We start from the raw sequence: 24,763 nt of genomic DNA, 5'->3' as shown, positions 1-24,763 counted from the left end.
CCAGATAATTTCCCGCCGCAATCTTGACTTGCGGCCCGTGTGGTTGTATACTTTACCGTGACAATTTCATGAGACGGCGCGTCCGCGTTTCCGCACCGTTCTCACCAGATTGTGTGCGGAAATTCGGGGAAGTAGGGTGAAAATCCCTCGCGGTCCCGCCACTGTGACAAAGGTCGCTCCTTTGCAGCCAGAACACCGACTCCGCGCCGGTTCGATCGATCCACGAGGTATGGATTGGCGCCCACATCGGTCCTGCGCGTAAACGGACGATTGCAAGCCCATTTCCTTCCTGGAAATGGGCTTTTTTTCCGTTTTGTTGCGCAAAGAGAAAAGGAGTATCATCCCTATGAAACCCATGGAACGCCGTTTGTTCGGCCTGACCCTGGTTCTGGCCGCAGCCTTCTGTCTGGCCGTCCCCGCCGGAGCCATGCACATCATGGAGGGCTATCTGCCCCTGGGCCACAGCGTGGTCTGGGGCGTGGTTTGCCTGCCCTTCGTCGTTCTGGGCATCGCCCGCATCCGCAAAATCGTGGAGACCCACCGCAAAACCCTGCTGCTGCTGGCCATGGCCGGCGCATACTGCTTCCTGCTGTCGGCCCTGAAAATCCCCAGTGTCACCGGCTCTTCCAGCCACCCCACCGGCACCGGCCTGGGCGCCATCCTCTTCGGGCCTGCCCCCATGGCGGTGCTGGGCCTCATCGTTCTGCTGTTCCAGGCGGTGCTGCTGGCCCACGGCGGCCTCACCACCCTGGGCGCCAACACCTTCTCCATGGCCATCGTCGGTCCCTTCGTCAGCTTTGGCGTCTACGCCCTGTGCCGCAAGACAGGCGTCAACCGTAAGGTCGGCGTGTTCCTGGCCGCCGCGTTGGGCGATCTTGTGACCTATGTGGTCACCAGTGTGCAGCTGGCTCTGGCCCATCCGTCGGCCACCGGCGGCTTTGCCGCGTCGCTGACGGAGTTCCTGGGCATTTTCGCCGTGACCCAGGTGCCTCTGGCCATCGTGGAGGGCCTGCTGACTGTGGTTGTGGTCCTGGCGCTGGAAACTCTCGCCCGTCCCGAATTGAAGGAGCTGGGCTATCTGGGAGGTGCCGCCGCATGAAAAAGAAAGGTCTCACCATCGTCATTTTGCTGCTGCTGTGCGTCGCCATCGCCTGCATTCCCCTGCTGACCATCAAGGATTCCGAGTTCGGCGGCGCCGACGGCCAGGCGGAGGAAGCCATCACCGCCATCGACCCCGATTACAAGCCCTGGGCCTCCAGCATTCTGGAGCCCCCCGGCGGCGAGACCGAGAGTTTGCTCTTCGCCCTCCAGGCCGCCATTGGCTCCGGCGTCATCTGCTTCGGTCTGGGCTATCTGACGGCCCGGCACAAGTACCGCAGCGCCGGGCAGACCGAGTAAGCCATGCTGCGGGCCCTCCTGGGCGCGGTCATCGTCTGGGGCCTGGCTGTGGGACATCTGTCCCCGGCCCTGGCCCTGACCGCCGCCGCAGCTGCCGCCGGTTTGCTCTGGCTGCCTCTGCGGCACGGTCACAGCCATGACGACTGGACCGCCATCGACTACTATGCCCTTCAATCCCGGCTCCACAGCGTACCGGCCGGGCTGAAGGCCCTGACCGCCCTCGCCCTCATCGTTCTGACCCTGGCCGCCCGCTCCCCTCTGGTGAGCCTGCTGGTGTGGGTCCTGACGGCGGCGGTGACGGTGCTGGCAGGCAGAACGCCGGCCCGGACCTGGGCCCGCCTGTTTCTGACGCCGCTGACCTTTGTACTGCTCAGCGGTCTGGCCCTGCTCTTCGACTTTGCCACTGTCCCCGGCGGCGTGGTCAGTCTCCCCTGCTTCGGGGTCTATCTCACCATTCCGGCCCAGGCCCAGGTGTCCACTCTGGTGATTCTCACCGGCGCTACGGCCTCTGTGTCCTGCCTGTACGCCCTGTGCCTGTCCACCCCCATGCCCCAGCTCATTGCCGCCCTGGGGCGGGTCCATGTGCCGGAGCTGCTCATTGAGCTGATGTACCTCATTTACCGCTATATCTTCGTGTTGTCCGGGACCTTGTCCCAGATGAAAATTGCCGCCGCAGCCCGGCTGGGCTACGGCACCTTCCGCCGCAGCTTCACCACCACGGCCTCCATTATGACGAGTCTGCTGGTGTCGTCCTTTCAGCGGGCGTCGGCATCCTTTGACGCCATGCAGTCCCGCTGCTATGAGGGAACGCTGCGGTTCCTGGAACAAAAATCACCGCTGCGGGCCGGTCACCTGTGCAGCGCCGCCGTGCTGGTGGCCCTGCCCCTGGCGGCCGCCCTGCTGGAAAGGATGGGGCGCGGATGAATCCTCCGATCCTGCAACTGCAAAACGTGTCCTACACCTATCGAGGCGACACACCTGCGCTGTACCAGGCCGATTTCTCCGTGGACAGCGGCGAACGGGTGGCCCTGCTGGGAGCCAACGGCGCGGGCAAATCCACGCTGCTGCTGCTGTGCAACGGGGTCCTGACGCCGGAATCGGGCCAGGTGCTTTTAAACGGCCAACCCGTGGTCCACAAGGGCCAATCCCTGCGGCAGCTGCGGCAAACCGTGGGTCTGGTGTTCCAGAACCCGGAGGAGCAGCTGCTGGGGGCTTCGGTCCGCAGTGAGATCTCCTTCGGCCCCATGAACCTGGGTCTGCCCCAGGACCGGGTGGCCCGGGCCGTGGAGGATGCCGCCGCCGCCATGAACGTCACCCGCTATCTGGACCAGCCGCCCCAATACCTGTCCGGCGGCGAGAAGAAGCGGGTCACCATTGCCGACATTCTGGCCATGGAATCCCAGGTCGTTCTCTTTGATGAGCCAACGGCCTCCCTGGACCCCGGCCATACGGATTTGCTGGAAGTCACCCTGGCCCAACTCCATGCACAGGGGCTGGCCCTGGTGGTGTCCACCCACGATGTATCCTTTGCCTGGCGCTGGGCCGACCGGGCCGTGGTGGTCACCGGCGGACGGATTCTCCGGGACGGCCCCATCGAGGAGATTTTCTCCGATGATGCACTGCTTTCTCAGGCGGGGCTCCACAAGCCGGAGCTGTTTGCCGTGTCGCAGCTGCTGTTCCCCCAGCTGTCCCCCGCCCAGTACCCCCGCACCCTAGACGACTTTACGAGGAGACTGCAACCATGAAAGAAGCCATTCTGGTGGTCAGCTTCGGCACCACCTTTGAAGATACCCGCGAGAAGAACATTACCGCCGTTTTGAACCGGGTGGCCGCCGCCCATCCGGGCTGTCCCGTCTATGAGGCCTGGACCAGCTCCATGATTCTGAGAGCTTTGGAAAAGCGGGGCCAGCACGTGGACAATGTGCCGGAAGCGCTGGAGAAGATGCGGGCCGACGGCGTCACCGATATCAAGGTGCTGCCCACCCACCTGCTCTACGGCGACGAGTACGACAAGATGCGGGCGTTTCTGGATGCCGACGCCGACAACTTCTTCTCCATTACCGTGGCCGCGCCCCTGCTGGCCTGCGATGACGATCTGCGGACCGTCCTCAGTGCCGTGGCCGAGGGCGTGGAGACGGCAGAGGACGAGGCGTTGGTCCTCATGGGCCACGGCACGCCCCATTTCTGCAACACCGTCTATGCCGCCATGGACTACCATGCCAAGGCCACGGGGTTGAAGCATGTGTTTGTGGGCACCGTGGAGGCCTTCCCCGACCTGGAAGCCCTGATGGATGCCGTCCGTGACAGCGGCTACCGCCGGGTGGTGCTGACACCCTTAATGCTGGTGGCCGGCGACCACGCCAACAACGATATGGCCTCCGACGAGCCCGACAGCTGGAAAACCCAGTTCACGGAAGCAGGTCTGCCTGCCCGCGCCGTCATTCGCGGTTTGGGCGAATATGAGAAGATTCTCGATTTGTACCTGGCCCATTTGGACGCCATTTTGTGATCGAAAGGAGCGCGGCCCATGGCCTTTGAACTGTATCGCATCCAGGACGGCAAACGGCTGCGCTGCGGCTACACCACCGGCACCTGCGCCGCCCTGGCGGCCAAGGCGGCGGCCCGGGCGCTGCTGACGGGCGTTGTCCCCGCCGAGGAAACGGTGGTCACGCCCAAAGGCCCCGCCGTCACCGTGCCCATCCGGGCATTGCCGCCGGAAAACGGCCAGCTCGCCTGCGCCGTCCAGAAGGACGGCGGCGACGATGTGGACGCCACCAGCGGGGCGTGGATTGCCGCCGCCGTGGAAAAGGCTGACAGCGGCATTGCCATCGACGGCGGCCGGGGCGTGGGCCGCGTCACAAAACCGGGTCTGGATCAGCCCGTGGGCAATGCCGCCATCAACTCCACGCCCCGGCGGATGATCGCTGAGGCCGTTTCGGAAGTGGCCGCCGCCTGCGGCTACACCGGCGGTTTTGCCGTCACCATCTTCGTCCCCGACGGGGAGGAGCTGGCAAAGAAAACCTTCAATCCCATGCTGGGCATCACCGGCGGCATCTCCATTCTGGGGACCGGCGGCATCGTAGAGCCCAGAAGTCTCAAAGCCCTGTTGGATTCCCTGGCTGTGGAAGTCCGGGTCCACGGGGCCGAAGGGGTCAAAAATCTCATTATGACCCCCGGTAACTACGGCGAACACTTCCTACAGAAATTCCCCGGCCTTGCGTCCATGCCCCAGGTCAAATGCGCCAACTTCATCGGCGACACGTTGGACCTGTGCGGCGACAACGGCATTGAGACGGTGCTGCTGGTGGGCCATCTGGGCAAGATGGTCAAGGTCTCCGGCGGCATCATGGACACCCATTCCCGGGTGGCCGACTGCCGGACGGAATTGTTTGCCGCCCACGCCGCCCTCCACGGGGCGACCCAGGACCAGGTACGGCGCATTCTGGACGCCGCCACCTCCGACGCCTGTATTGCAATTCTCGACGAAGCGGGACTGCGAACGCCGGTGCTGGACTCCATCACCGACGCGGCCCAGTCCCATCTGACCCGCCGGGCCGCCGGACGGCTCCGGGTGGGTCTTGTAACGTACAGCAATGTCTACGGTCTTCTGACCGTTTCCCATACCGCCAAAGAAATTCTAACCGATTGGGGGCAATCACTATGAGCACCACCTATGGAACCTTATACGGCGTCAGCGTCGGCCCCGGCGATCCGGAGCTGCTGACCTTGAAAGCCGTTCGCATCATCAAATCCTGTCCCGTCATCGCCACGCCCAAGACTGCCGGTGAAAAAACCCTGGCCCTGGATATCGCTTCCGGCGCCGTGGACCTGAGCGGTAAAGAGATCGTGTCCCTGGACTTCCCCATGACTCGGGACCATGAGAAACTCCGCGCCGGTCACCGGGCCGCCGCCGATGCCGTGGCCGCTCACCTGAAAGCGGGCCGGGACGTGGCCCTTTTGAACCTGGGCGACGTGTCGGTGTACTCCACCTTCGCCTATGTGAAGAACCTGCTGGAAGCCGACGGATTCCCCGTGGTGATGATTCCCGGTGTCACCAGCTTCTGCGCCGTGGCCGCCACGCTGGGCCAGAGCCTGACCACCATGCACCAGCCGGTCCACATCTTCCCCGCGTCCAGCGGTCCCACCGATGAAGCATTGAAGCTCAATGGCACCAAGGTCCTCATGAAGACGGGCCGTTCCATGCCGGAGGTCCGGGCCGCCATCGAAGCGGCCGGTCTGAAAGAAAAAACCGGTCTCGTTCAGAACTGCGGCCTGCCCAATCAGCAGGTGTGCCACAATCTGGACGACGCCAGCGACGATATCAGCTATTTCACCACCATCATTGTGAAGGAGTAACGGAACATGATCCACTTTGTAGGAGCCGGCAGCGGCGCTGCCGATCTCATCACGGTCCGGGGCGCCAAGCTCCTGGAGCAGGCCGACGTCATTGTGTACGCCGGTTCCCTCGTCAATCCCCAGCTGCTGGACTACGCCAAGGCGGGCTGTGCCATCTACGACAGCGCCAAAATGACGCTGGAAGAGGTGCTGGAGGTCATGATTCCCGCCCATCAGGCCGGTAAGGCCGTGGTGCGGCTTCACACCGGCGACCCCTGCCTCTACGGCGCCATCCGGGAGCAGATGGACGCTTTGGACGAGGCTGGTATCGACTATGCCGTAACCCCCGGCGTGTCCAGCTTCTGCGGTGCGGCCGCGGCGTTGAAGGCCGAGTATACCCTGCCCGACGTGAGCCAGACTGTCATCATCACCCGCATGGCGGGCCGGACGCCGGTGCCGGAGCGGGAAGCGCTGCGGAAGCTGGCCAGCCATGGCAGCACCATGGTACTGTTTCTGTCCACCGGATTGATTCCCAAGCTGGTGGAGGAGCTGCTGGCCGGTGGTGCCTACACCGCCGACACCCCCGCCGCCATTGTCTACAAGGCCACCTGGCCCGATGAGAAGGTATTCCGCTGCACCATCGGCACATTGGAGCAGACGGCCAAAGAAAACAACATCACCAAGACGGCCCTCATCACCGTGGGCGGCTTCCTGGGCAGCGAATACGAGCGCTCCAAGCTGTACGACCCCACCTTCACCACCGAATTCCGGGAGGCCAGCAAGTAATGGACATTGCGGCCATCGCCTTTACCCAGGCGGGTCTGGCGTTGGGACGGCGATTGCAGCGGCTGCTGGAGGGCGACACCGTTTCTCTTGCCGCCGCCACCGGCGAGCAGAAGGTCAGCTTCCGCCACTGGACCGAAGAACACTTTCCCGTCCGGGACGCCCTCATTTACATCGGCGCCACCGGCATCGCCGTCCGGGCCGTGGCCCCCTTTTTAAAAAGCAAGACGTGCGACCCGGCGGTGCTGGTATTGGACGACCGGGGCCGGTTCTGCATCCCCCTGGTGTCCGGCCATCTGGGCGGGGCCAACGCATTGGCCCGGCGGGTGGCAGAGCTCATTGACGCCATTCCCGTCATCACCACGGCCACCGATAACCACGGCGTCTTTGCCATTGACACCTGGGCCAAATCCCAGGGCTTTGCCCTGGAAAATCCCCAGGGCATCAAAACTGTGTCCTCTCAGCTGTTGGAGGGCAAGACGGTCCGCATCCGCTGCGATTTTCCCACGGCGGGCCGCATTCCCGAAGGGCTGGTGCTGGTCCATGAAAAGCCCTACGACGCCGCCATCACCATCAAGCCCAAAACCAACCAGAGCACCCTGTTTCTCATTCCCCCGGTGGCCTGCGTCGGCGTAGGCTGCCGGAAAAACATCGCCCTGGACGCCCTGGAGGAAGCGTACGATATGCTGCTGCGCAAAGGCGGCATCGATCCTGCCGCCGTCTGCGGTCTCTACTCCATCGACCTCAAGGCCCGGGAGCCGGCCCTGCTGGCCCTGGCTGAAAAACTGGGTCTGCCGTTTGTCACCTATTCCGCCGCCCAGCTCAACACCGTAAAAGGGAATTTTTCCGCCTCGGCCTTTGTCCAGAAGACCACCGGCACCGACAATGTCTGTGAGCGCAGCGCCGTTTTGGGCAGCGGCGGCGGCCGATTGATTTTGAAGAAAAACGCCGGCAACGGCGTCACCATGGCCATGGCCCTCCGGGACCTGACCGTACAATGGGAGGAAAATCCATGAAAAAACTGTTTGTAGTGGGCCTTGGTCCCGGCAGCGCCGATCAGATGACGGCCCAGGCCCGGGCGGCCCTCGAGGAGTCCGACGTTCTCTGCGGCTACACCGTCTATACGGATTTGGTGGTCCCCCTGTATCCCGACAAGCCCGTGCTGACCACCCCCATGCGCAAGGAGATCGACCGCTGCCGCATGGCGTTGGAGCGGGCCGCAGGCGGCGAGACCGTGGCCATGGTCTGTTCCGGCGATGCCGGCGTGTACGGCATGGCCTGCCTGATCTATCAGCTGGCCCAGGACTATCCCCCCGTGGATATCGTCGTTGTCCCCGGCGTCACCGCCGCATTGTCCGGCGCTGCCGTTTTGGGCGCGCCCCTTTCCCATGATTTCTGCGTCATCTCCCTCAGCGACCTGCTGACCCCCTGGGAGCTGATCGAAAAGCGTTTGAAAGCCGCCGCCGAAGCCGATTTCTGCGTGGCGCTCTACAACCCCGCCAGCCACAAGCGGGCCGACTATCTCCAGAAGGCCTGTGATATCCTGCTGACGGCCAAGAAGCCGGAGACCGTCTGCGGCTGGGTCCGCAACATCGGCCGGGAGGGCCAGGAGTCCAAGCTCATGGCGCTCTCCGAACTGCGGAACGAACAGCTGGATATGTTCTGCACCGTCTTCATCGGCAACGAGAAGACTCAGACCCTGAACGGCAAGATGGTGACGCCTCGCGGCTACGAGGCCAAGCTGTGAGACGGCTGCTGCTCTTCGGCGGCACCACGGAGGGCCGGGAGCTGGCCCTGGCCGCCGCCAATCTTGGCTGGCAGGTGACGCTCTGCGTGGCCACGGACTACGGCGCGGAATGCGTGCCGGAAGCCGACGGCGTGACCATCCATGCCGGACGGCTGGACGAAACCGCCATGGAGTCTCTGATGGGCGACGGCTTCACCGTGGCCGTAGACGCCACCCACCCCTACGCCGTGGCCGTCAGCGCCAACATCCGGGCAGCGGCGGGAAAAACCGGTCTGACCCTTTGGCGGCTCCTGCGGGCCGAGAGCGAGCATCCGGACTGCCGGTATGCCGATTCCGTGGCCGAAGCCTGCACGCTGGTCCCCGAGGGCAACGTTCTGGCCGCCACCGGCAGCAAGGAGATCGCCGCCTATACGGTAATTCCCGACTATCAGAACCGGGTCTATGCCCGGGTGCTGCCCCTGGAATCGTCCCTCCGCGACTGCCATAAAGCCGGTCTCGACGACGATCACATTTTGGCGGCCAAGGGGCCGTTTTCTCTGGAAACCAACATGGAGACCATGGAACGGTACCACATTCGTTCCATGATTACAAAGGACGGCGGCGCGGCAGGGGGCTTCCCGGAAAAGCTGGAAGCCGCCCGACGCTGCGGCGTCGCCGTCCTTCTGGTGCGCCGTCCCCGGGAGGACGGCTCCACCATGGAGGAAATTCTCACGCGATTGGAGGCGTTTTCATGAACACCGTTACCATCGTGGGCATGGGCATGGGCAACGTGGACACGTTGACCGTGGGAGCCCTCCACGCCCTGCAAAGCGCCAAGCGCATCATCGGCGCCAAACGGCTGCTGGACTCCCTGCCCGACGGCTGCGGCGGTGAAAAGGTCGCCGCCATCTACCCCAAGGACATCGCCGCCGCCCTGACGGAGTTTCCCGCCTGCGTCATCATGAGCGGCGACACAGGGTTCTATAGCGGCACCAAAAAGCTGCTGCCCCTGCTGGACGATTGCGACGTGACGGTGCTGCCCGGCATCACTACGGTACAGTATCTGGCCGCTAAACTGGGCCGCCCCTGGCAGGACGTGAAGCTGGTCAGCGCCCACGGTCTCGACTGCGACGCCGTGGCCCATGTGCTGGAGGGCAGAGAGACCTTTTTCCTCACCGGCGGCGTAGTCACGGCCCGGGATATTGCCTTGCAGCTGACGGTGGCCGGACTGGGAAACACGGTCCTCCATGTGGGCCAGCGGCTTTCCTATCCCGATGAAGCCATCGTCACCGGCACGGCGGAGGAGCTGTCCCAGCAGGACTTCCACACCCTCAGCGCCGTATGGGTGGAGGCGGTACCAAAGGCGTATCCGATTTTGGGCGGCGGCATTCCCGACGACCGCTTTTTGCGGGGCGACGTACCCATGACCAAGCGGGAGGTCCGCGCCGCCGTTGCCGGTCTTCTCGATGTGCAGCCCGGCGAGGTGGTGTGGGACGTGGGCGCCGGTACCGGTTCCGTCAGCATGGAACTGGCATTGCTCCATCCGTCAGTCCAGGTCTACGCCATCGAGCGCAACGACGAAGCCTGTAAGCTGATTGCACAGAACCGGGAAAAATTCGGTGTCTACAACCTGCGGCTGATTCCCGGCACGGCCCCCGAGGCCCTCCTCGATCTGCCCACCGCCGACGCGGCCTTTCTCGGCGGATCCGGCGGCTCCCTGGCGGCCACGCTGCAACTGCTGCTGGACAAGAACCCCAAGGTCCGGGTCTGCGTCAGCGCCATTGCCGCCGAAACCCTTGCCAAGGCCGTATCCCTTTTGGGCGATAACCGGTGGGAGCACTTTGAGATTTCCCAAATCTCCGTGGCCCGGAGCCGCAAGGCCGGACCGTACCATCTGATGACGGGCCAGAATCCCATCTGGCTGATTTCGGCAAGGGGGCGGGGCTGATGGAACGCCGGTTGCCCCGCGTTCTGCTGGCGGCTCCCAGAAGCGGCGCGGGCAAAACCACGGTGGTCTGCGGACTGCTGCAAGCCCTGGTCAACCGCGGCATGCACCCCGCCGCCTGTAAATGCGGACCCGACTACATCGACCCCCTGTTCCACAGCGAGGTCATTGGGGCCAAAGGCTGCAATCTGGATCTGTTCTTTACGGCGGAAGACACGGCCCGCCATCTGCTGGCCCAGTCCGCCGACGGCTGCGAGATCGCTGTTTTGGAGGGCGTCATGGGCTATTACGACGGCCTCGGCGGCGTCACCGACCGGGCCTCGGCCTACCATGTGGCCGCGGCCACGGAAACGCCGGTCGTTCTGGTGCTGGACGCCCGGGGCACGTCCCTTTCTCTCTGCGCCCAATTGAAGGGCTTTCTGGAGTTCCGCAAGCCCAGCAACATCCAGGCGGTACTGCTGAACCGCTGCTCGGCCATGCAATTTCCCATGCTGCAAAAGGCCATCGGAGAGGAATGTGGCATTCCCGTTTTGGGCTATCTGCCCGCCCTGCCCCAGTGCGCCTTGGAAAGCCGCCATTTGGGACTGGTAACGGCCCAGGAGGTGGCGGATTTACAGGAAAAGCTTCGGACTCTGGCGGAAACCCTGACGGAAACCGTGGATTTGGAAGCCCTGTTGCATTTGGCCCGCTCCGCCCCGCCCCTCCATTGGGAGGAAGCGGAAACGGTACCGGAACGGACTGACGGCCCGGTGCTGGCCGTGGCCAAGGACAAGGCGTTTTGTTTCTACTATCGGGAAAATCTCCGGCTTTTGCAGGCCCTTGGCGCGAAGATCGTGGAGTTTTCTCCCCTGACCGATCAGGAACTGCCCCCCTGTGACGGCCTGTACCTGGGCGGCGGATATCCGGAGCTGTACACGAAACAGCTTTCAGAGAATGTCGCCATGCGGGAGCACATTGCCGAAGCCATCCGGGCGGGATTGCCCACCTTTGCCGAATGCGGCGGCTTCCTCTACCTTCACCAGGAGATGACCGGCGAGGACGGCACGTTCCCCATGGTGGGCGTGATTCCCGGCGGGTGCCGCAACACCGGAAAATTGCGTCGGTTCGGCTATATAACGCTGACGGCGAACCAGGACAATCTGCTCTGCGGTGCGGGAGAAACCATCCGCGCCCATGAGTTCCACTACTTCGATTCCGACAGCAACGGTACGGATTTCCACGCTGAAAAGCCCGTCACGGGCCGGGGCTGGGAGTGCATCCACGCCACAGACACCCTGTTTGCCGGATTTCCCCATCTTTACTTTCCGGCCAATCCGGACTTTGCGCGGCGATTTGTGCGCCGCATGAGAGGAGTGCAGTAACATGACTTTGAACGAAGCCCTTGCAGCCATCCAGCCCATTGACGCCGCCATGCGGCAGAAGGCCCAGGAAAAATGGAACGCCGTGGCGAAGCCCCTGGGGAGTTTGGGCCTCCTGGAGGATGCCGTCATGGACCTGTGTGCCATCCAAGGCACCCTGACGCCGGACATTGCCAAACGGGCTGTGGTCATGTTCTGCGCCGACAACGGCGTGGTGGCTCAGGGCGTCACCCAGACCGGCAGCGAGGTCACGGCCATTGTGGCGGGCAACGTCTGCAAAGGCGACACCAGCGTCTGCAACATGTCCAAAATTGCCCACGCCGACGTGTTCCCCGTGGACATGGGCATGATGACCACCGTGGACCATCCCCGGATGCGCAATTGCCGCATTGCCGCCGGTACGAACGATTTCTCGAAAGAATGGGCCATGACGCGGGAGCAAGCTGTTCAGGGCCTGGAAACGGGCATTGCCTTGGCTGGGGAACTGAAAGCCCAGGGCTACGGCCTATTGGCTACGGGCGAAATGGGCATCGGCAACACCACCACGTCCAGCGCCGTAGCCAGCGTCCTGTTGGAGCGGCCGCCCGTGGAGATGACCGGTCCCGGCGCAGGATTGTCGAGAGCCGGTGTGCTCCACAAGATCGAGATCATCCAAAACGCCATTGCCCTCCATCAGCCCGACAAGAACGACCCCATCGACGTACTTGCCAAGGTGGGCGGCTTCGATATCGCCGGTATGGCGGGTCTGTGCATCGGCGCGGCGGTCCACCATATCCCCTGTGTTCTGGACGGCTTTATTTCCGCTGTGTCGGCCCTGATTGCCGTCACACTCTGCCCCGCCGTCAGCGGCTATCTCATTGCCAGCCATGTCAGCGCCGAACCGGCGGGCCATCTGATGCTGGAAGCGCTGGGCAAGCAGCCCATGATCACCGCCGGTATGCGGTTGGGCGAAGGCACCGGCGCCGTGGCCGCCATGCCCCTGCTGGACATGGGTCTGGCTGTGTTCAACGAAATGACCACCTTCGAGGCCACCAACATCGAAGCGTATCAGCCCCTGTCGTAACGCCATGACGTATCTTGTCATCGGCGGCAGCGCCAGCGGGAAAAGCACCTTTGCCGAATCCATCGTCTCCCGGCTGCCGGGGCCGCGCTATTACATCGCGACCATGGAACCCTGGGACGATGAATGCCGCGCCCGCATTGAAAAACACCGCCGCCAGCGGGCGCACCTGGGCTTTACAACGGTGGAACACTACGGCGATCTCCAATCCCTCACCCTGCCCGGGCGTGGCACGGTGCTGTTGGAGTGCATGGGCAATCTGACGGCCAATGTGCTGTTCGGTTCTCAGAAAGTGGACGACCCCCTGCCCGCCGTGGAGCGGGGGTTGGAATCCCTCATCGGTCAGTGTGACCATCTGGTGGTGGTCACCAACGACGTTTTTTCCGATGGCCGCACCTACGACGCGTCCACCACGGCCTATCTTGATCTGCTGGCCGCCCTGAACCGCCATATGGCGGCCCGGTTTGACCACGTCTTTGAGGTGGTCTGCGGTATTCCCCTCTGCCGGAAAGGAGTACTCCCGTGATTGTCTTACAAACCATCGCCGTGGCCTTGTCCATGTATTCCGCCCTGCCCATGCCCCAGTTTGCCTGGGACCAGCGCAATATGCGCTGCGCCATGGCGGCGTTTCCCCTGGTGGGTATCTTTTGCGGCATTGCCGTCTGGATTTGGGCGTGGCTCTGCGGCGTTTTGGACTTTGGCCCGGTGCTCACCGGCGCAGGCATTGCCCTGGCTCCCGTGGTGGTCACCGGCGGCATCCATCTGGACGGCTTCTGTGACACCGTGGACGCCCTGGCCAGCCACGCCGACCGGGAGCGGAAGCTGGAGATTTTGAAGGATTCCCACTGCGGCGCTTTCGCGGTCATCGCCACAGCCTCCTATCTGGTGTTTTTCGCGGCCCTCTGCTCGGAGCTGCCCACGGACAACCGTATTTTGCTGTCCCTGGGCTTGTGCTTCGTCCTCAGCCGCGCCCTCAGCGGTACGGCGGTAACCACGTTCCCCTGTGCCAAAAACTCCGGTCTGGTCCACACCTTTTCTGACATGGCGGCCAAAAAACTCAGCCGTACCATCCTGATTCTGATTGCCGCAGCCGCTTCGGCGGGACTGGTGATACTGGGCAGCTTTGGGGCCGTCGTGGCCGCCCTGGTCATGTTCGGCATTTACTATGCCCTGTCCATGAAGATTTTCGGCGGCATCACCGGCGATCTGGCCGGTTGGTTCCTCCAGTGGGCGGAGCTGCTGATGGTGTTCGCCCTGGTGGTCACGCGGGGAAGTGAGGTCATCCTATGATTCTGGTCATTGGCGGCTACGCCGCCGGAAAACGGCAGTACGTCCGGGACAGCCTGGGCTATTCCGACGCGCAGATGAGCGATCAAATTGCCGACGCTGTGCCGGTGTTCTTCGGGTTGGAATCCCAGCCGGACACGCCCCTGGAATCGCTTCTGCAAAAAGAAGTGGTCCTCTGTGATGAGATTGGCTGCGGCCTGGTGCCCATGGAGAAAGAGGAGCGGCAGCGCCGGGAACGGGTGGGACGCCTCTGCGTGGCATTGGCCAAAGAGGCCACGCAGGTCATTCGGGTGGTCTGCGGCATGGGCCAAGTCATCAAGGGGTGAGGAAATGGAAATTCTTCTGGTACGCCACGGAGCCACCGCCGGGAACCGGCTCCACCGCCACATCGGCGTCACCGACGAGCCGTTATGTCCCGAGGGCCGGGCGGCCCTGTCGGTACTGGACGACACCGTGGACGCGGTGTATGTGACGCCCCTCCGGCGGACCCAAGAGACGGCGGCCATTCTTTTTCCACAGGCTGTGCAGGAAGTTGTGGAAGGACTGCGGGAACTGGACTTCGGCGCCTTTGAAAACAAGAACTATCAGGAGCTTGCCCACGATCCGTCCTATCAGGAATGGGTGGACGGCTGGTGTGAAGGCCCCTGTCCCGGCGGCGAGAGCCGGAAACAGTTCTGTGCGCGGGTCTGCCATGCCTTTGCGGCGCTGGTGGACAACGCCCTGGCCGAGCAGCGGCCCCGTCTGGTCATCGTGGCCCACGGCGGCACCATCATGGCTGTGGGCGAAGCCTTCGCCGTACCGAAAAAGGGCTACTTTGACTGGAAGGTGCCCAACGGCGGCGTGTGCCGCTTCACCACCGACGAAGCCCACTGGGCCCGCCGGGAAATTCTCACCACCACGGAGGCGTCATCGTGACACTGTTGTATGTGATTCTCGGCGGTCTCGTTTTGGACCTGCTGCTGGGAGACCCCCATTGGATGCCCCATCCGGTGGTCTATATCGGTAAACTCATTGCCGCCCTGGAGAAGGGACTGCGCAAACGGTTCCCCGCCACGCCTAAAGGGGAACGGGCGGCCGGTATCGTCCTGGCCGTTCTGGTGTTGGCGGTTACCGGCGGCGTGTCCTGGGGATTGCTCTATCTGCTGTACCGCATCCATCCCCTGCTGTCTCTGGCGCTGAGCCTGTTCTGGTGCTATCAGATTCCCGCCGCCCGGTGTCTGTGGACCGAGGCCGTCAAGGTCCGCAAGGCATTGGAAACCGGCTCCATCGAGGAAGCCCGGACAGCGGTGGGCTGGCTGGTGGGCCGGGACACGGAGAATCTGAGCGCCGAAGGCGTGACCAAGGCCGCCGTGGAGACCGTGGCCGAGAACACCACCGATGGTCTGGTGGCTCCCCTGTTCTATCTGATGATCGGCGGACCGGTGCTGGGCCTGCTCTATAAGGCCACCAACACCATGGACTCCATGATCGGCTACCGCAACGACCGGTACCGGTACTTCGGCACCGCCGGCGCCCGGCTGGACGACGTATTGAACTACATTCCCGCCCGGCTGACGGCTCTGCTGATGGTCCCCGCCGCCGCCCTCTGCGGTCTTGACGGCAAAAACGCGTTCCGCATCTGGAAGCGGGACCGGCGCAAGCACAAAAGTCCCAACTCGGCCCAGACGGAATCGGCCTGTGCCGGTGCGTTGGGGGTGGAACTGGCCGGAGACGCCGTCTACTTTGGTGAAGTCCACCACAAGCCCACCATTGGCGATAAAATCCGGCCCATTGCACCGAAGGATATTGACCGGACCTGCCGCCTGATGGTGGTGACCTATCTGTTGGCAGCGGTTTTATTTGCCGTTGTCCGCGCGGCAATTTTTACCTTGTTTTGAAAGCGGGTGTTCCCTTTGCTGACCCACGGCGGCGACATCGCCGGATATTTCGACCAATACGGCTGCGAGCCTCTGGACTTCTCGGCCAACGTCAGTCCCCTGGGGCTGCCGGAGGGAGTGCGGCAGGCGGTCATCGACAGCCTTTCCACGGCGGACCAGTACCCGGACCCCCTGTGCCGCCGGTTACGGGCGGCCATCGGGGCCTTTGAGGGCGTGGACCCGTCCCACATCCTCTGCGGCAACGGCGCGGCGGATTTGATTTTCCGGCTGGTGCTGGCGGTGAAGCCCAAACGTGCCCTGGTCCCGGCGCCCACCTTTGCCGAGTATGAAACGGCCCTGGAAAGCTGCGGCTGCGCCGTCACCCACGCGGTTTTGCAGCGGGCGGACGATTTTCGGGTAACGGAGGCGTTTCTCTCGTACCTGGACCCGGCCCCGGAGCTGGTGTTTCTCTGTCAGCCCAACAATCCCACGGGCCAGCCCGTGGACCGGGCTTTGCTGGAAACGGTATTGCAGCGTTGTGAAGCCGCCGGCAGTATTTTGGTGCTGGACGAGTGCTTTGTGCCGCTGCTGGACGACGGCCCCGCCTACACCATGAAAGACCGCCTGGACAGTCCCAACCTGTTTCTGCTGAAAGCCTTTACCAAGACCTATGCCATGGCGGGGCTGCGGCTGGGCTACGCTCTCTGTTCCAATGAACCTCTGCTGCAAGATATGGCCCGGTGCGGCCAGCCCTGGAGCGTTTCCACCGTGGCCCAGGCGGCGGGTATTGCCGCGTTACAGGAAACGGCCTATGTGGAGCGGCTCCACCGGCTCATTGCCGCCGAACGGCCCCGGCTGGCGGCGGGCTTGTGTGATTGCGGCTGTACCGTCCTGGGCAGCCGGGCCAACTTTGTGTTCTTTTCCGCCAAGCCCGGCCTGGACGCGGCCCTGCGGAAACAAGGCATTTTAATTCGTTCCTGCGCCAATTATCACGGACTGGACGAGACCTATTATCGCGTCGCCATCCGGACAGCGCCGGACAATGAAAAACTGCTGGCCGCCGTCAGCCAGTGTATGGAGGAATGACCATGGCAAAGTCCATTATGATTCAGGGCACCATGTCCAACGCCGGAAAAAGCCTGCTGGCCGGCGGCCTGTGCCGCGTGTTCCACCAGGACGGCCACAAGGTGGCCCCGTTCAAAAGCCAGAACATGGCCCTCAACAGCTTTATCACCGACGCGGGCTTTGAAATGGGCCGGGCTCAGGTCATGCAGGCCGAGGCCGCCGGGATTGCCCCCGACGTGCGGATGAATCCCATTCTGCTGAAGCCCACCGGCGACATGGGCAGTCAGGTCATCGTCAACGGCGAAGTCCTGGGCAATATGAAAGCCGCCGAATATTACGCCTACAAGCACAACCTCCGTCCCGCCGTCCAGCAGGCATACGATTCCCTGGCTGCGGAATACGATATCCTCGTGATCGAGGGCGCGGGCAGTCCCGCCGAAATCAACCTCAGGGAGGATGATTTTGTCAACATGGGTATGGCCCGCATGGTGGGCGCGCCGGTGCTTCTGGCCGGCGATATCGACCGGGGCGGCGTCTTTGCCAGTCTCTACGGCACGGTGGCCCTGCTGGAGCCGGAGGAACAGGCCCACATCAAGGGATTGATTATCAACAAATTCCGGGGCGATGTGGAGATTCTGCGGCCCGGTCTCAAGATGCTGGAGGATTTGGTCCACAAGCCGGTGTTGGGCGTGGTGCCCATGCTGCAAGTGGACATCGATGAGGAGGATTCCCTTGCCTCCAAGCTGGACCGCACCGCCGCCGTCAAGGCCCTGGATCTGGCGGTCATCCGGCTGCCCCGCCTGTCCAACTTCACGGACTTTGACGCCTTGGAGCGGTTCGACTGCGCCGGTGTCCGCTACGTCCACAACGCCGCCGAGCTGGGCAATCCGGACCTGATTCTTCTGCCCGGTACGAAAAACACCATGGACGACCTGCTTTGGATGCGCCAAAACGGCCTGGAAGCCGCCATCTGCAAGCTGCACCGGTCCGGGACCCCCATCTTTGCCATCTGCGGCGGCTATCAGATGCTGGGCCGCGAGCTGCGGGACCCCCTGGGCGTGGAGCATGGCGGCACCCTGCGGGGCATGGGGCTGCTGGACAGCGTGACGGAGTTCCGGCCCGAGAAGACCCGGACCCGGGTCAGCGGCCAGGTCCATGGAATCACCGGCTTCTGGTCGGCCCTCAGCGGCAGCGACTTCACCGGCTACGAGATTCACATGGGCGCCACGGACCACGACAACGAGGGATTTTCTCTGCTCAGCAACGGCCGCGACGACGGCGCGGTGAAGGGTACGGTCCTGGGCAGCTATGTCCACGGCATTTTTGACGAGGGAGACCTGGCCCAGCGGGTCATCTCCATTCTGCTGGAGCGCAGGGGCCTCAATCTGGATTCGGCCCGGACCGTCACCTTCCAGCAGTACAAGGAACAGCAATATGACATTCTGGCCGACGGCATCCGCCGCAGCCTGGATATGGACGCCGTCTACAACATTTTGGAACAAGGCATGGAGGGTTAAGCATGCACATGGAACTGGAACGGGTACTGCCCAACGAAATTGAAAAGCGCAGCATGGAGATCATCACCTCCGAGCTGCCCCACCCCATCGACGAGAAGGTGGCCGACGTGGTCCGCCGCGTCATCCACACCACCGCCGACTTCGACTACGCCGACAGCCTGTATTTCTCCACAGACGTCTGTGAAAAGACCGTGGAACTGCTGAAACAGGGCGGCGTGACCATTGTCACCGACACCAACATGGCCTTCTCCGGCATCAACAAGGCCGCCTGCAAGAAGCTGGGCGTGGAGGTCCGCTGCTTCATGGCCGACGAGGATGTGGCCGCCGCCGCCAAAGCCAACGGCACCACCCGCGCCACGGCCTCCATGGACAAGGCCGCTGCCATCGGCGGCCCCGTGATCTTTGCCATCGGCAACGCCCCCACGGCCCTGGTCCGCATCTGTGAGCTGATGGACGAGGGCAAGCTGGACCCGGCTTTGATTATCGGCGTCCCCGTTGGTTTCGTCAATGTGGTCCAGAGCAAGGAGTGGGTCATTGAACGCCATGCCCCCTGCATTGTAGCCCGTGGCCGCAAGGGCGGCAGCAATGTGGCCGCCGCCATCTGCAACGCCCTGTTGTACCGGGCCACAGAGCGCACCCTGTAAAGGAGGAGTTTTCATGGAATACCGTCGTTTCGGAGACACTCTGGTTATCCGCATGGACAAGGGCGAAGAGATCGTGGAGCAGCTGACGGCTGTAGCCGCCCGGGAGCACATTGCCCTGGCCGAAGTCAGCGCCCTGGGGGCCGTGGGCAGCTTCACCGCCGGTGTCTTTTATCCCGGTGAAAAGGAGTATCACGCCAACGACTTTACCGGCGACTTTGAAATCGTCTCCCTGACGGGCACCGTCACGGAGATGGACGGCAAGCCCTACCTCCATCTGCACATGAGTGCCGGGGACCGGGAGGGCCGGGTCTGTGGCGGCCATCTGAACCGGGCCGTGGTCAGCGCCACCTGCGAAATGGTGGTGCGGATTCTGGACGGCCATGTGGGCCGGGCCTTTTCGCCGGAGATCGGGCTGAATCTGCTGGCCTTCTGATGCCGCAGGTCTACTGTCTCCCGCCGTCTTGCTTTTTCAGATAAAGTACTATATACTAAGAGCAGCAATTTTTAGAACCAATCGGTAAGCATTGGAAAGGAGCCGAGAATATGAATCGATTTCTCAAACATCTTGCCCTGGGTACGGCAGCCGTGTGCGCCCTGGCCGTACCGACCCTGGCCGCGGACTTCACCCACTGTGCCGACGCGCTGAACACCATGGGCCTGTTCCAGGGCGGTACCAACGGCTATGATCTGGACCGCGCCCCGACCCGTCTGGAGGCCGGCGTCATGCTGGTGCGCCTGCTGGGCGCCGAAGAGACGGCCAAAGCCAACCAGACCTACACCGCCCCCTTCACCGACGTGGCCGACTGGGCCAAGCCCTATGTCCAGTACCTCTATGACAACGGTCTGGGCAACGGCGTCGGCAACGGCAAGTTCGGCAGCGACAGCCTCTGCACCGCCCAGCAGTACACCACCTTCCTGCTGCGGGCTCTGGGCTACTCCGACGCCGAAGGCGGCGACTTCACCTACGCCACCGCCATGGACTACGCCCGGCAGCTGGGTTTGGTGGATATTCTTAACTGCGACGAAAGCAACTTCCTCCGGGATGATCTGGCTGCCATGAGCTATACCGCCCTTGCCACCAAGCCCAAGACCGGCGAGGAAGACCTCCTGACCAAGCTGATTGCCGAGGGCGCCATTGACAAGGACTCCGCCCAATACTGCCTGTCCATGTTCTCCACCTACCGCAGCTATATTGCCGACATGGCCAAGGCCAACGCCAACACGCAAACCATGTCTGCCGACGCCACGGTTGATCTGGAGATGCAGCTCAACGACGTAAACTTTATGACTTCCAAGATCGACATGACCATGGCCGTGGAAGCAAATCAGGCGCAGCTGGATCAGACGAAGCTGGCCTATGACATGACCATCAACATGCAGATCGATCCTGCCATGGCCGCCGCCATGGGTCTGCCCGAGGATCAGGCTTCCATGACCCAGGATATGGAGGCCTGGTATACCGGCGGATATTATTACGTCAAAACCGGTACGGACAAAATGAAGATGGCCCTGTCCCTGGAGGACGCTCTGGCTCAGATGCCCACCACCGACCTGACGGCCACCACGACCCAGGTGGAGCCGCTGTGCGCCTTCACCTCCATCACCAAGGCCCAGGAAGCCGATGGAACCACCGTGGGCTATAACATTCGCTATGCGCCCGCCGCCCTGACCGGTATGATGGACAACATTCTCAACTCCATGACCGGCTCTATCACCGATGTGCCGGATATGGCCTTTGATGCCGTCGGCGCATACATCACCTTTAAAAACGGCCAGCTGGACAACATGGCGATGTCCATGGGGATGACTGCCAATGTGGAGGGTCAGTCCATGAAGTTCATGATCGATCTGTCTTTGAAGAACATCCAGACCGGCGACGCCGTCCAGGTGACCCTGCCCTCCGATCTGAACACCTACCCGGAGATCACCGCAGAAGATATGGGTATGGTTACCCAATAATATTTTTTCTGTCATAGACCGTATATCCGTCGCATATATATTGGGCGTGGGGAGTTCCCCACGCCCGTTTTTACTTTGGAAGGAGTACGAGCCTATGGCAACCAATCCGCAGCAACCGAACGCCCTGGAATTGCCCCACCGGCTGGTGGTGGAAAACCGCAGCCGTCTGTCTCTCACCGGTGTGACGGAGGTGGAGAGCTTTGATGAAAACACCGCCGTCCTCTGTACCAACCGGGGTACGCTGGTCATCCACGGCAAACAGCTCCACCTGGGGATGCTGTCCCTGGACGGCGGCCAGATCACCGTGGACGGCACCGTGGATTCCCTGGTCTATGAGGACGAGGTCCGTGGCGGCGGCAGCTTCCTCAGCCGCCTGTTCGGCTGATGGAGCAGCCCGTTGTTTTCCAGCTGTGGCAGATGGGGGCCGCCACCGTAGTGGGCGCGGCCATGGCCCTGTTTTACGATGTGCTGCGGCTGCTGCGCCGGTCCTGGCCCCGGCTGACGCTGCCTCTGGATGTGGTTTTTGTGGCGGTTCTGACGCCGTCGCTGCTGCTGCTGGCCCTCTACGGCGGCCGGGGCCAGTTCCCCCTGTTTTTTTACCCCCTGCTGATCCTGGGCGCCTGGGTCTATTTTCACACGGTAGGGCCGCCGCTGCGGCGGATTCTGACGGCTTTGGGCCGTCTTTTGCGGCGGTTTTTCCGCCTGGTATTTCTTCCCTTTGGCCTGCTGTCGAAAAAAAGTAAAAAACTTAAAAAATATCTCTTTTCATCCGGGCGAAAATGGGTTAAAATAGGAAGTAAGCGAAAACACTCGGCTCCTATGGGCTGCACCACCGACGGAGGAACACAGGATGAAACTTAAAAAGACACCACTGATGGCCAAACTGCTGATTGTGGTGATCTTGGCGGCTCTGACCTGGAAGTATGCCGATCTCCGCACCGATGTAGCAGCCAAGACGAGCGAGGTGGCTGCCCTCAACCAGGAACTCTCCACGGCCCGGCAGGAGAATCAACGGTTGCAGGACAACATTGCCAACATGGGCACCGACGAAGGTGTGGAGGAAATCGCCCGGACCAAACTGGGCCTGGCCTTCCCCGGAGAGATCACCTATCGGGATTCCGGCAAATAATCCGTCACGGCTTTCGCGGGCCACGGGCCATATCAACAAGGGGGACAATACATAGAATATGGATTTCACAGTAGGAACGATCGTGGAAGGCAAAGTCAAAAGCATCACCAAATTCGGCGCATTCATTTCGCTTCCCGGCAACCAGACCGGCATGGTGCACATCTCTGAGATTGCCCACGCCTATGTCAGCGACATTCACGAGCACCTGACCGAGGGCCAGGACGTGAAGGTCATGGTCATCTCCATGGAGAACGGCAAGATCAATCTCTCCATCAAGCGTACCCAGGAGCCGCCCCGTCAACAGAACGAGCGCGGTCCCCGTCCGGCTCAGGCCAACCGCGGCCGCCCGCCCTTCGATCGCTCCAAAGGGCCGCAGTCCGACCGTCCCCGTGATGGATTCCGCTCCTCTTCGCCCAAGGAGCCCCAGTCCTTCGATGACATGCTCAAGCAGTTCATGCAGGACTCCGACAGCAAAATCTCCTCTCTGCGGCAGTATTCCGACCACCGCAGCAGAAGCAGACGCCGCTAAAAGATCAATCAGCGCCCTTTTCCAGTGGAAAAGGGCGCTTTCCGCTTGTTAAAACGATGCAAACAGGCATAAAATGGACCAATCGCCGGTTGATGTCGCTCAGGCTGCAATTGCCGTCAGGCCAACCGGTCCATGGTCCTGTTGTCAGTCTATCCGATATGGGGGCCTCTGTCAAGAAGAACCGCTAAGCCATCCCTTCATCGAATGGATCTGCAAATTTTTTGACAGTCTTACTTGCTCAGGAGGAATGTTTATGCACATTGTCGTCACCGGCGGCAGCCGCGGCATCGGCGCGGCCACGGTCCGCCATCTGTCCGCCCTGGGGCACCGGGTGACCTTCTTGTACAGAAGCAGTCACGACGATGCCCAAGCCCTGGCCCGGGAGACCGGAGCCGTGGCCGTCTGCGCCGACGTGGCCGACGGCGATGCTGTGGCCCGGGCATTCTCTCAAATGGGGGCGGTCCAGGGGTTGGTTTGCTGCGCCGGTATTGCCCACCAGGGGCTGATCTCCCAGATCACGCCGGAGGAATGGGACCGGCTCTTTGCCGTCAACGTCAAGGGCATCTATCACTGTGTCAACGGCGTTCTCCCGTCCATGCTGGCGGTCCAGGCCGGTTCCATTGTCACCGTGTCCTCCATGTGGGGCCAGGTGGGAGCCTCCTGTGAGGTCTGCTATTCGGCCACCAAGGGGGCCGTCATCGCCATGACGAAAGCGCTGGCCCAGGAGCTGGGGCCGTCGGGCATCCGGGTCAACTGCGTGGCCCCCGGCGTGGTGGAAACCGATATGGTCATGGGCTACGGTCCGGAGGTGCTGGCCGATCTGGCCCAGCAGACGCCCCTGGGCCGTAACGGTACCCCCGAGGATGTGGCCAAGGCCATCGCCTATCTGTTGGAGGCCCCCTTTGTCACCGGGCAGGTGTTGGGCGTCAACGGCGGTTTCGTACTCTAAAGAAACACATGGTCGCCCGCCGCAGCGGGCGAAATGCCCCCAGCGTACCAAAGCGCCATCGGCAGATGGCGCAATCCCCGGCGAAGCCGAAGGCCGCCGTCCCCACCCCAATCGGGTGGCGGACGGCGGCCTTTTCTCCGTTCAGTTTTTTATGCGTTCGGCAGGACGCATCCCCATTCAGCAGAATTGCCGGAAATGGTTGGCCATACGGTAGAGATACACCAGTTTCAGCACTTGCAGCACCAACACGGCAATGGCCACCGCCAGAACCAGCAGCAGCGCCAGTACCGGCGCCAGAAGGAGCAGCACAAACGCCAGTACCAGGCCACCGATGCACCAGAGATTCCATTTCCACAGCTTCCGCCACTGTTGGGCCAGGGGCATGTTGGTGGGGACCAGCACCTCGGCATGGGTGTTGTATTCCACATAGCAGGACGCCAGACCCAAAGCAACCAGTCCCAGGCCAATAAAAATCTGTAGGGCTGCCGACGGTATAAAGTTCATGAGGTTTCCCAGGCCCACCACAAAATTACAGATGGCCGCCGTCCGGTATCCCCGGTCGATGGACTGCATATTCCACAGGGCGACGCCATAGACCAGGGTACATACCATGGTCAGCAGGACACCCGGCGTCCACAGGCCGGGCAGCACCTTGATTACGTTGTCGTCGGTCATCAGCCCCGCAATGATCTGCGGGATGAACAGCCAGAACAGAACACTGATCCACCGCACCAGCAACGGCGCCTTGGCTTGCAGCTCTTGTTTCTGCTGTGCTTCCCGTTCGCTGCGCTTTTGGCGGATAACCGGTTCCTGTTCCCGGCCAGCCCGCAGGCCGCAGCCGACCCAGCTGGTACACGTCTGACAGTCGGCGTGGTTCTTTTCCCGGCAGCAGCGGGCAATGGCACAGCTGCCAAAGGCCGCGCCTGGCCCGCTTTTACAGCCGGGACAGTCCAGCGCCTCCCGATGGGGACACGAAGTACAGGATTTGCCGCAATAGGTCTCTTGTTCCATGGTCTCAGCCTCCTTCTCCTCTTTTGCCCATCATACCATGACCGCCCGGATTTGAATAGCCCTATCCGTCAAAAAAACGGGATGCCGCAGCATCCCGTTTTTCAGTCTGTCGAGAAACCCGGCATATGCGTCAAGCATAAGCCGGGTCTCTGGCGTATAGAGGCCAAAGAAGGATAAGGGTAAATGGAGCAAGCTTCTCCTTCCACAACCAA

General features: G+C 62.4%; 31 protein-coding genes and 1 riboswitch. Of the genes, 29 read left to right on the top strand and 2 right to left on the bottom strand.

The genetic code is table 11. The features are described from left to right. Nucleotides 1-100: 100 nt before the first annotated feature. Nucleotides 101-246: riboswitch (adenosylcobalamin (AdoCbl) riboswitch) on the top strand. 100 nt (nucleotides 247-346) lie between these two features. The 29 genes from ACTQ33_RS11655 (at nucleotide 347) to ACTQ33_RS11515 (ending at nucleotide 23,540) form a co-directional block, all read left to right on the top strand. Further along, nucleotides 347-1,099, top strand: coding sequence for an energy-coupling factor ABC transporter permease (locus ACTQ33_RS11655; RefSeq protein WP_441464768.1), 753 nt, complete (start codon nucleotides 347-349; stop codon nucleotides 1,097-1,099). Continuing rightward, the gene (locus ACTQ33_RS11650) at nucleotides 1,096-1,398 is read left to right on the top strand and encodes an energy-coupling factor ABC transporter substrate-binding protein (RefSeq protein ID WP_441464767.1); all 303 of its coding nucleotides are present in this window, start codon (nucleotides 1,096-1,098) and stop codon (nucleotides 1,396-1,398) included. Before ACTQ33_RS11655 ends, ACTQ33_RS11650 begins: the two co-directional genes overlap by 4 nt. Before the next feature lie 3 nt (nucleotides 1,399-1,401). Further along, nucleotides 1,402-2,322 (top strand): cobalt ECF transporter T component CbiQ, encoded by a 921-nt coding sequence (gene cbiQ / locus ACTQ33_RS11645; RefSeq protein ID WP_441464766.1) that lies wholly within the window; start codon nucleotides 1,402-1,404, stop codon nucleotides 2,320-2,322. Beyond that, a complete protein-coding gene (locus ACTQ33_RS11640; protein ID WP_441464765.1) occupies nucleotides 2,319-3,143 on the top strand; it encodes an energy-coupling factor ABC transporter ATP-binding protein in 825 nt (274 codons plus the stop codon). Before cbiQ ends, ACTQ33_RS11640 begins: the two co-directional genes overlap by 4 nt. Continuing rightward, complete coding sequence (locus ACTQ33_RS11635) at nucleotides 3,140-3,907, top strand: sirohydrochlorin cobaltochelatase (RefSeq protein WP_441464764.1); 768 nt, start codon at nucleotides 3,140-3,142, stop codon at nucleotides 3,905-3,907. The genes ACTQ33_RS11640 and ACTQ33_RS11635 overlap by 4 nt, the downstream gene beginning before the upstream one ends. A gap of 18 nt (nucleotides 3,908-3,925) precedes the next feature. Beyond that, the gene (gene cbiD / locus ACTQ33_RS11630) at nucleotides 3,926-5,062 is read left to right on the top strand and encodes a cobalt-precorrin-5B (C(1))-methyltransferase CbiD (RefSeq protein WP_441464763.1); all 1,137 of its coding nucleotides are present in this window, start codon (nucleotides 3,926-3,928) and stop codon (nucleotides 5,060-5,062) included. Continuing rightward, on the top strand, nucleotides 5,059-5,754 hold the full coding sequence (cobI, locus tag ACTQ33_RS11625; RefSeq protein ID WP_441464762.1) for a precorrin-2 C(20)-methyltransferase: 696 nt from the start codon (nucleotides 5,059-5,061) through the stop codon (nucleotides 5,752-5,754). Before cbiD ends, cobI begins: the two co-directional genes overlap by 4 nt. Before the next feature lie 6 nt (nucleotides 5,755-5,760). Beyond that, nucleotides 5,761-6,519, top strand: coding sequence for a precorrin-4 C(11)-methyltransferase (gene cobM / locus ACTQ33_RS11620; protein WP_441464761.1), 759 nt, complete (start codon nucleotides 5,761-5,763; stop codon nucleotides 6,517-6,519). After that, nucleotides 6,519-7,532: a cobalt-precorrin 5A hydrolase gene (locus ACTQ33_RS11615; RefSeq protein ID WP_441464760.1), complete on the top strand. Its 1,014-nt coding sequence runs from the start codon at nucleotides 6,519-6,521 to the stop codon at nucleotides 7,530-7,532. The genes cobM and ACTQ33_RS11615 overlap by 1 nt, the downstream gene beginning before the upstream one ends. Beyond that, nucleotides 7,529-8,263: a precorrin-3B C(17)-methyltransferase gene (cobJ, locus tag ACTQ33_RS11610; RefSeq protein ID WP_441464759.1), complete on the top strand. Its 735-nt coding sequence runs from the start codon at nucleotides 7,529-7,531 to the stop codon at nucleotides 8,261-8,263. Before ACTQ33_RS11615 ends, cobJ begins: the two co-directional genes overlap by 4 nt. Beyond that, on the top strand, nucleotides 8,260-8,997 hold the full coding sequence (gene cobK / locus ACTQ33_RS11605) for a precorrin-6A reductase (protein WP_441464758.1): 738 nt from the start codon (nucleotides 8,260-8,262) through the stop codon (nucleotides 8,995-8,997). Before cobJ ends, cobK begins: the two co-directional genes overlap by 4 nt. After that, nucleotides 8,994-10,190, top strand: a complete 1,197-nt coding sequence (gene cbiE, locus ACTQ33_RS11600) for a precorrin-6y C5,15-methyltransferase (decarboxylating) subunit CbiE (RefSeq protein WP_441464757.1) — start codon at nucleotides 8,994-8,996, stop codon at nucleotides 10,188-10,190. Before cobK ends, cbiE begins: the two co-directional genes overlap by 4 nt. Beyond that, complete coding sequence (locus ACTQ33_RS11595) at nucleotides 10,190-11,548, top strand: cobyrinate a,c-diamide synthase (RefSeq protein WP_441464756.1); 1,359 nt, start codon at nucleotides 10,190-10,192, stop codon at nucleotides 11,546-11,548. Before cbiE ends, ACTQ33_RS11595 begins: the two co-directional genes overlap by 1 nt. A gap of 1 nt (nucleotide 11,549) precedes the next feature. Next, nucleotides 11,550-12,608 carry a nicotinate-nucleotide--dimethylbenzimidazole phosphoribosyltransferase gene (gene cobT, locus ACTQ33_RS11590; RefSeq protein ID WP_441464755.1) on the top strand — a complete coding sequence of 353 codons (1,059 nt, stop codon included), beginning with the start codon at nucleotides 11,550-11,552 and terminating at the stop codon, nucleotides 12,606-12,608. 4 nt (nucleotides 12,609-12,612) lie between these two features. Then, nucleotides 12,613-13,131 (top strand): bifunctional adenosylcobinamide kinase/adenosylcobinamide-phosphate guanylyltransferase, encoded by a 519-nt coding sequence (locus ACTQ33_RS11585; protein WP_441464754.1) that lies wholly within the window; start codon nucleotides 12,613-12,615, stop codon nucleotides 13,129-13,131. Continuing rightward, on the top strand, nucleotides 13,128-13,895 hold the full coding sequence (locus tag ACTQ33_RS11580; RefSeq protein WP_441464753.1) for an adenosylcobinamide-GDP ribazoletransferase: 768 nt from the start codon (nucleotides 13,128-13,130) through the stop codon (nucleotides 13,893-13,895). Before ACTQ33_RS11585 ends, ACTQ33_RS11580 begins: the two co-directional genes overlap by 4 nt. Continuing rightward, nucleotides 13,892-14,218: a bifunctional adenosylcobinamide kinase/adenosylcobinamide-phosphate guanylyltransferase gene (locus ACTQ33_RS11575; RefSeq protein ID WP_441464752.1), complete on the top strand. Its 327-nt coding sequence runs from the start codon at nucleotides 13,892-13,894 to the stop codon at nucleotides 14,216-14,218. Before ACTQ33_RS11580 ends, ACTQ33_RS11575 begins: the two co-directional genes overlap by 4 nt. Nucleotides 14,219-14,222: 4 nt before the next feature. Continuing rightward, nucleotides 14,223-14,807, top strand: coding sequence for a histidine phosphatase family protein (locus tag ACTQ33_RS11570; RefSeq protein WP_441464751.1), 585 nt, complete (start codon nucleotides 14,223-14,225; stop codon nucleotides 14,805-14,807). Further along, the gene (gene cbiB, locus ACTQ33_RS11565) at nucleotides 14,804-15,769 is read left to right on the top strand and encodes an adenosylcobinamide-phosphate synthase CbiB (protein WP_441464750.1); all 966 of its coding nucleotides are present in this window, start codon (nucleotides 14,804-14,806) and stop codon (nucleotides 15,767-15,769) included. The genes ACTQ33_RS11570 and cbiB overlap by 4 nt, the downstream gene beginning before the upstream one ends. A 15-nt stretch (nucleotides 15,770-15,784) precedes the next feature. Then, on the top strand, nucleotides 15,785-16,834 hold the full coding sequence (locus tag ACTQ33_RS11560; RefSeq protein WP_441464749.1) for a pyridoxal phosphate-dependent aminotransferase: 1,050 nt from the start codon (nucleotides 15,785-15,787) through the stop codon (nucleotides 16,832-16,834). A gap of 2 nt (nucleotides 16,835-16,836) precedes the next feature. Then, nucleotides 16,837-18,330, top strand: coding sequence for a cobyric acid synthase (locus ACTQ33_RS11555; RefSeq protein WP_441464748.1), 1,494 nt, complete (start codon nucleotides 16,837-16,839; stop codon nucleotides 18,328-18,330). Nucleotides 18,331-18,338: 8 nt separating this feature from the next. Further along, nucleotides 18,339-18,974: a precorrin-8X methylmutase gene (locus ACTQ33_RS11550; protein ID WP_441464856.1), complete on the top strand. Its 636-nt coding sequence runs from the start codon at nucleotides 18,339-18,341 to the stop codon at nucleotides 18,972-18,974. 13 nt (nucleotides 18,975-18,987) lie between these two features. After that, entirely contained in the window at nucleotides 18,988-19,407 is a 420-nt protein-coding gene (locus ACTQ33_RS11545) for a PPC domain-containing DNA-binding protein (RefSeq protein ID WP_441464747.1), read from the top strand. Between the two features lie 110 nt (nucleotides 19,408-19,517). Then, on the top strand, nucleotides 19,518-20,933 hold the full coding sequence (locus ACTQ33_RS11540) for a hypothetical protein (protein WP_441464746.1): 1,416 nt from the start codon (nucleotides 19,518-19,520) through the stop codon (nucleotides 20,931-20,933). A gap of 94 nt (nucleotides 20,934-21,027) precedes the next feature. Then, complete coding sequence (locus ACTQ33_RS11535) at nucleotides 21,028-21,318, top strand: YabP/YqfC family sporulation protein (protein WP_441464745.1); 291 nt, start codon at nucleotides 21,028-21,030, stop codon at nucleotides 21,316-21,318. Further along, complete coding sequence (gene yabQ / locus ACTQ33_RS11530) at nucleotides 21,318-21,794, top strand: spore cortex biosynthesis protein YabQ (protein WP_441464744.1); 477 nt, start codon at nucleotides 21,318-21,320, stop codon at nucleotides 21,792-21,794. The genes ACTQ33_RS11535 and yabQ overlap by 1 nt, the downstream gene beginning before the upstream one ends. Beyond that, on the top strand, nucleotides 21,784-22,062 hold the full coding sequence (locus ACTQ33_RS11525) for an FtsB family cell division protein (protein WP_441464743.1): 279 nt from the start codon (nucleotides 21,784-21,786) through the stop codon (nucleotides 22,060-22,062). Before yabQ ends, ACTQ33_RS11525 begins: the two co-directional genes overlap by 11 nt. A gap of 58 nt (nucleotides 22,063-22,120) precedes the next feature. Next, a complete protein-coding gene (locus ACTQ33_RS11520; RefSeq protein WP_441464742.1) occupies nucleotides 22,121-22,591 on the top strand; it encodes a S1 RNA-binding domain-containing protein in 471 nt (156 codons plus the stop codon). Between the two features lie 253 nt (nucleotides 22,592-22,844). After that, nucleotides 22,845-23,540, top strand: coding sequence for an SDR family NAD(P)-dependent oxidoreductase (locus ACTQ33_RS11515; RefSeq protein ID WP_441464741.1), 696 nt, complete (start codon nucleotides 22,845-22,847; stop codon nucleotides 23,538-23,540). A gap of 177 nt (nucleotides 23,541-23,717) precedes the next feature. On the opposite strand, the gene ACTQ33_RS11510 is transcribed toward ACTQ33_RS11515, so the two are convergent. Further along, a complete protein-coding gene (locus ACTQ33_RS11510; RefSeq protein WP_441464740.1) occupies nucleotides 23,718-24,551 on the bottom strand; it encodes a DUF3795 domain-containing protein in 834 nt (277 codons plus the stop codon). 30 nt (nucleotides 24,552-24,581) lie between these two features. Beyond that, nucleotides 24,582-24,763: hypothetical protein (locus ACTQ33_RS11505; protein ID WP_441464739.1), on the bottom strand; the 182-nt coding region annotated here is incomplete at its 5' end.

Origin of the sequence: Candidatus Avoscillospira sp. LCP25S3_F1 (assembly GCF_052117125.1) — a bacterium.
Lineage (GTDB): Bacteria > Bacillota > Clostridia > Oscillospirales > Oscillospiraceae > Avoscillospira_A.
This window is presented reverse-complemented; position numbering and strand designations above follow the sequence as displayed.

Coding starts and splice junctions, on each gene's coding strand:
- ACTQ33_RS11650 (WP_441464767.1), top strand. CDS start 1,096: ATGAAAAAGAAAGGTCTCACCATCGTCATTTTGCTGCTGCTGTGCGTC.
- ACTQ33_RS11585 (WP_441464754.1), top strand. CDS start 12,613: ATGACGTATCTTGTCATCGGCGGCAGCGCCAGCGGGAAAAGCACCTTT.
- cbiD (WP_441464763.1), top strand. CDS start 3,926: ATGGCCTTTGAACTGTATCGCATCCAGGACGGCAAACGGCTGCGCTGC.
- cobI (WP_441464762.1), top strand. CDS start 5,059: ATGAGCACCACCTATGGAACCTTATACGGCGTCAGCGTCGGCCCCGGC.
- ACTQ33_RS11640 (WP_441464765.1), top strand. CDS start 2,319: ATGAATCCTCCGATCCTGCAACTGCAAAACGTGTCCTACACCTATCGA.
- ACTQ33_RS11520 (WP_441464742.1), top strand. CDS start 22,121: ATGGATTTCACAGTAGGAACGATCGTGGAAGGCAAAGTCAAAAGCATC.
- ACTQ33_RS11525 (WP_441464743.1), top strand. CDS start 21,784: ATGAAACTTAAAAAGACACCACTGATGGCCAAACTGCTGATTGTGGTG.
- yabQ (WP_441464744.1), top strand. CDS start 21,318: ATGGAGCAGCCCGTTGTTTTCCAGCTGTGGCAGATGGGGGCCGCCACC.
- ACTQ33_RS11545 (WP_441464747.1), top strand. CDS start 18,988: ATGGAATACCGTCGTTTCGGAGACACTCTGGTTATCCGCATGGACAAG.
- ACTQ33_RS11570 (WP_441464751.1), top strand. CDS start 14,223: ATGGAAATTCTTCTGGTACGCCACGGAGCCACCGCCGGGAACCGGCTC.
- cobM (WP_441464761.1), top strand. CDS start 5,761: ATGATCCACTTTGTAGGAGCCGGCAGCGGCGCTGCCGATCTCATCACG.
- cbiQ (WP_441464766.1), top strand. CDS start 1,402: ATGCTGCGGGCCCTCCTGGGCGCGGTCATCGTCTGGGGCCTGGCTGTG.
- ACTQ33_RS11510 (WP_441464740.1), bottom strand. CDS start 24,551: ATGGAACAAGAGACCTATTGCGGCAAATCCTGTACTTCGTGTCCCCAT.
- ACTQ33_RS11615 (WP_441464760.1), top strand. CDS start 6,519: ATGGACATTGCGGCCATCGCCTTTACCCAGGCGGGTCTGGCGTTGGGA.
- ACTQ33_RS11540 (WP_441464746.1), top strand. CDS start 19,518: ATGAATCGATTTCTCAAACATCTTGCCCTGGGTACGGCAGCCGTGTGC.
- ACTQ33_RS11555 (WP_441464748.1), top strand. CDS start 16,837: ATGGCAAAGTCCATTATGATTCAGGGCACCATGTCCAACGCCGGAAAA.
- ACTQ33_RS11575 (WP_441464752.1), top strand. CDS start 13,892: ATGATTCTGGTCATTGGCGGCTACGCCGCCGGAAAACGGCAGTACGTC.
- cobT (WP_441464755.1), top strand. CDS start 11,550: ATGACTTTGAACGAAGCCCTTGCAGCCATCCAGCCCATTGACGCCGCC.
- ACTQ33_RS11595 (WP_441464756.1), top strand. CDS start 10,190: ATGGAACGCCGGTTGCCCCGCGTTCTGCTGGCGGCTCCCAGAAGCGGC.
- ACTQ33_RS11550 (WP_441464856.1), top strand. CDS start 18,339: ATGGAACTGGAACGGGTACTGCCCAACGAAATTGAAAAGCGCAGCATG.
- ACTQ33_RS11515 (WP_441464741.1), top strand. CDS start 22,845: ATGCACATTGTCGTCACCGGCGGCAGCCGCGGCATCGGCGCGGCCACG.
- ACTQ33_RS11655 (WP_441464768.1), top strand. CDS start 347: ATGAAACCCATGGAACGCCGTTTGTTCGGCCTGACCCTGGTTCTGGCC.
- cobJ (WP_441464759.1), top strand. CDS start 7,529: ATGAAAAAACTGTTTGTAGTGGGCCTTGGTCCCGGCAGCGCCGATCAG.
- ACTQ33_RS11535 (WP_441464745.1), top strand. CDS start 21,028: ATGGCAACCAATCCGCAGCAACCGAACGCCCTGGAATTGCCCCACCGG.
- ACTQ33_RS11635 (WP_441464764.1), top strand. CDS start 3,140: ATGAAAGAAGCCATTCTGGTGGTCAGCTTCGGCACCACCTTTGAAGAT.
- cbiE (WP_441464757.1), top strand. CDS start 8,994: ATGAACACCGTTACCATCGTGGGCATGGGCATGGGCAACGTGGACACG.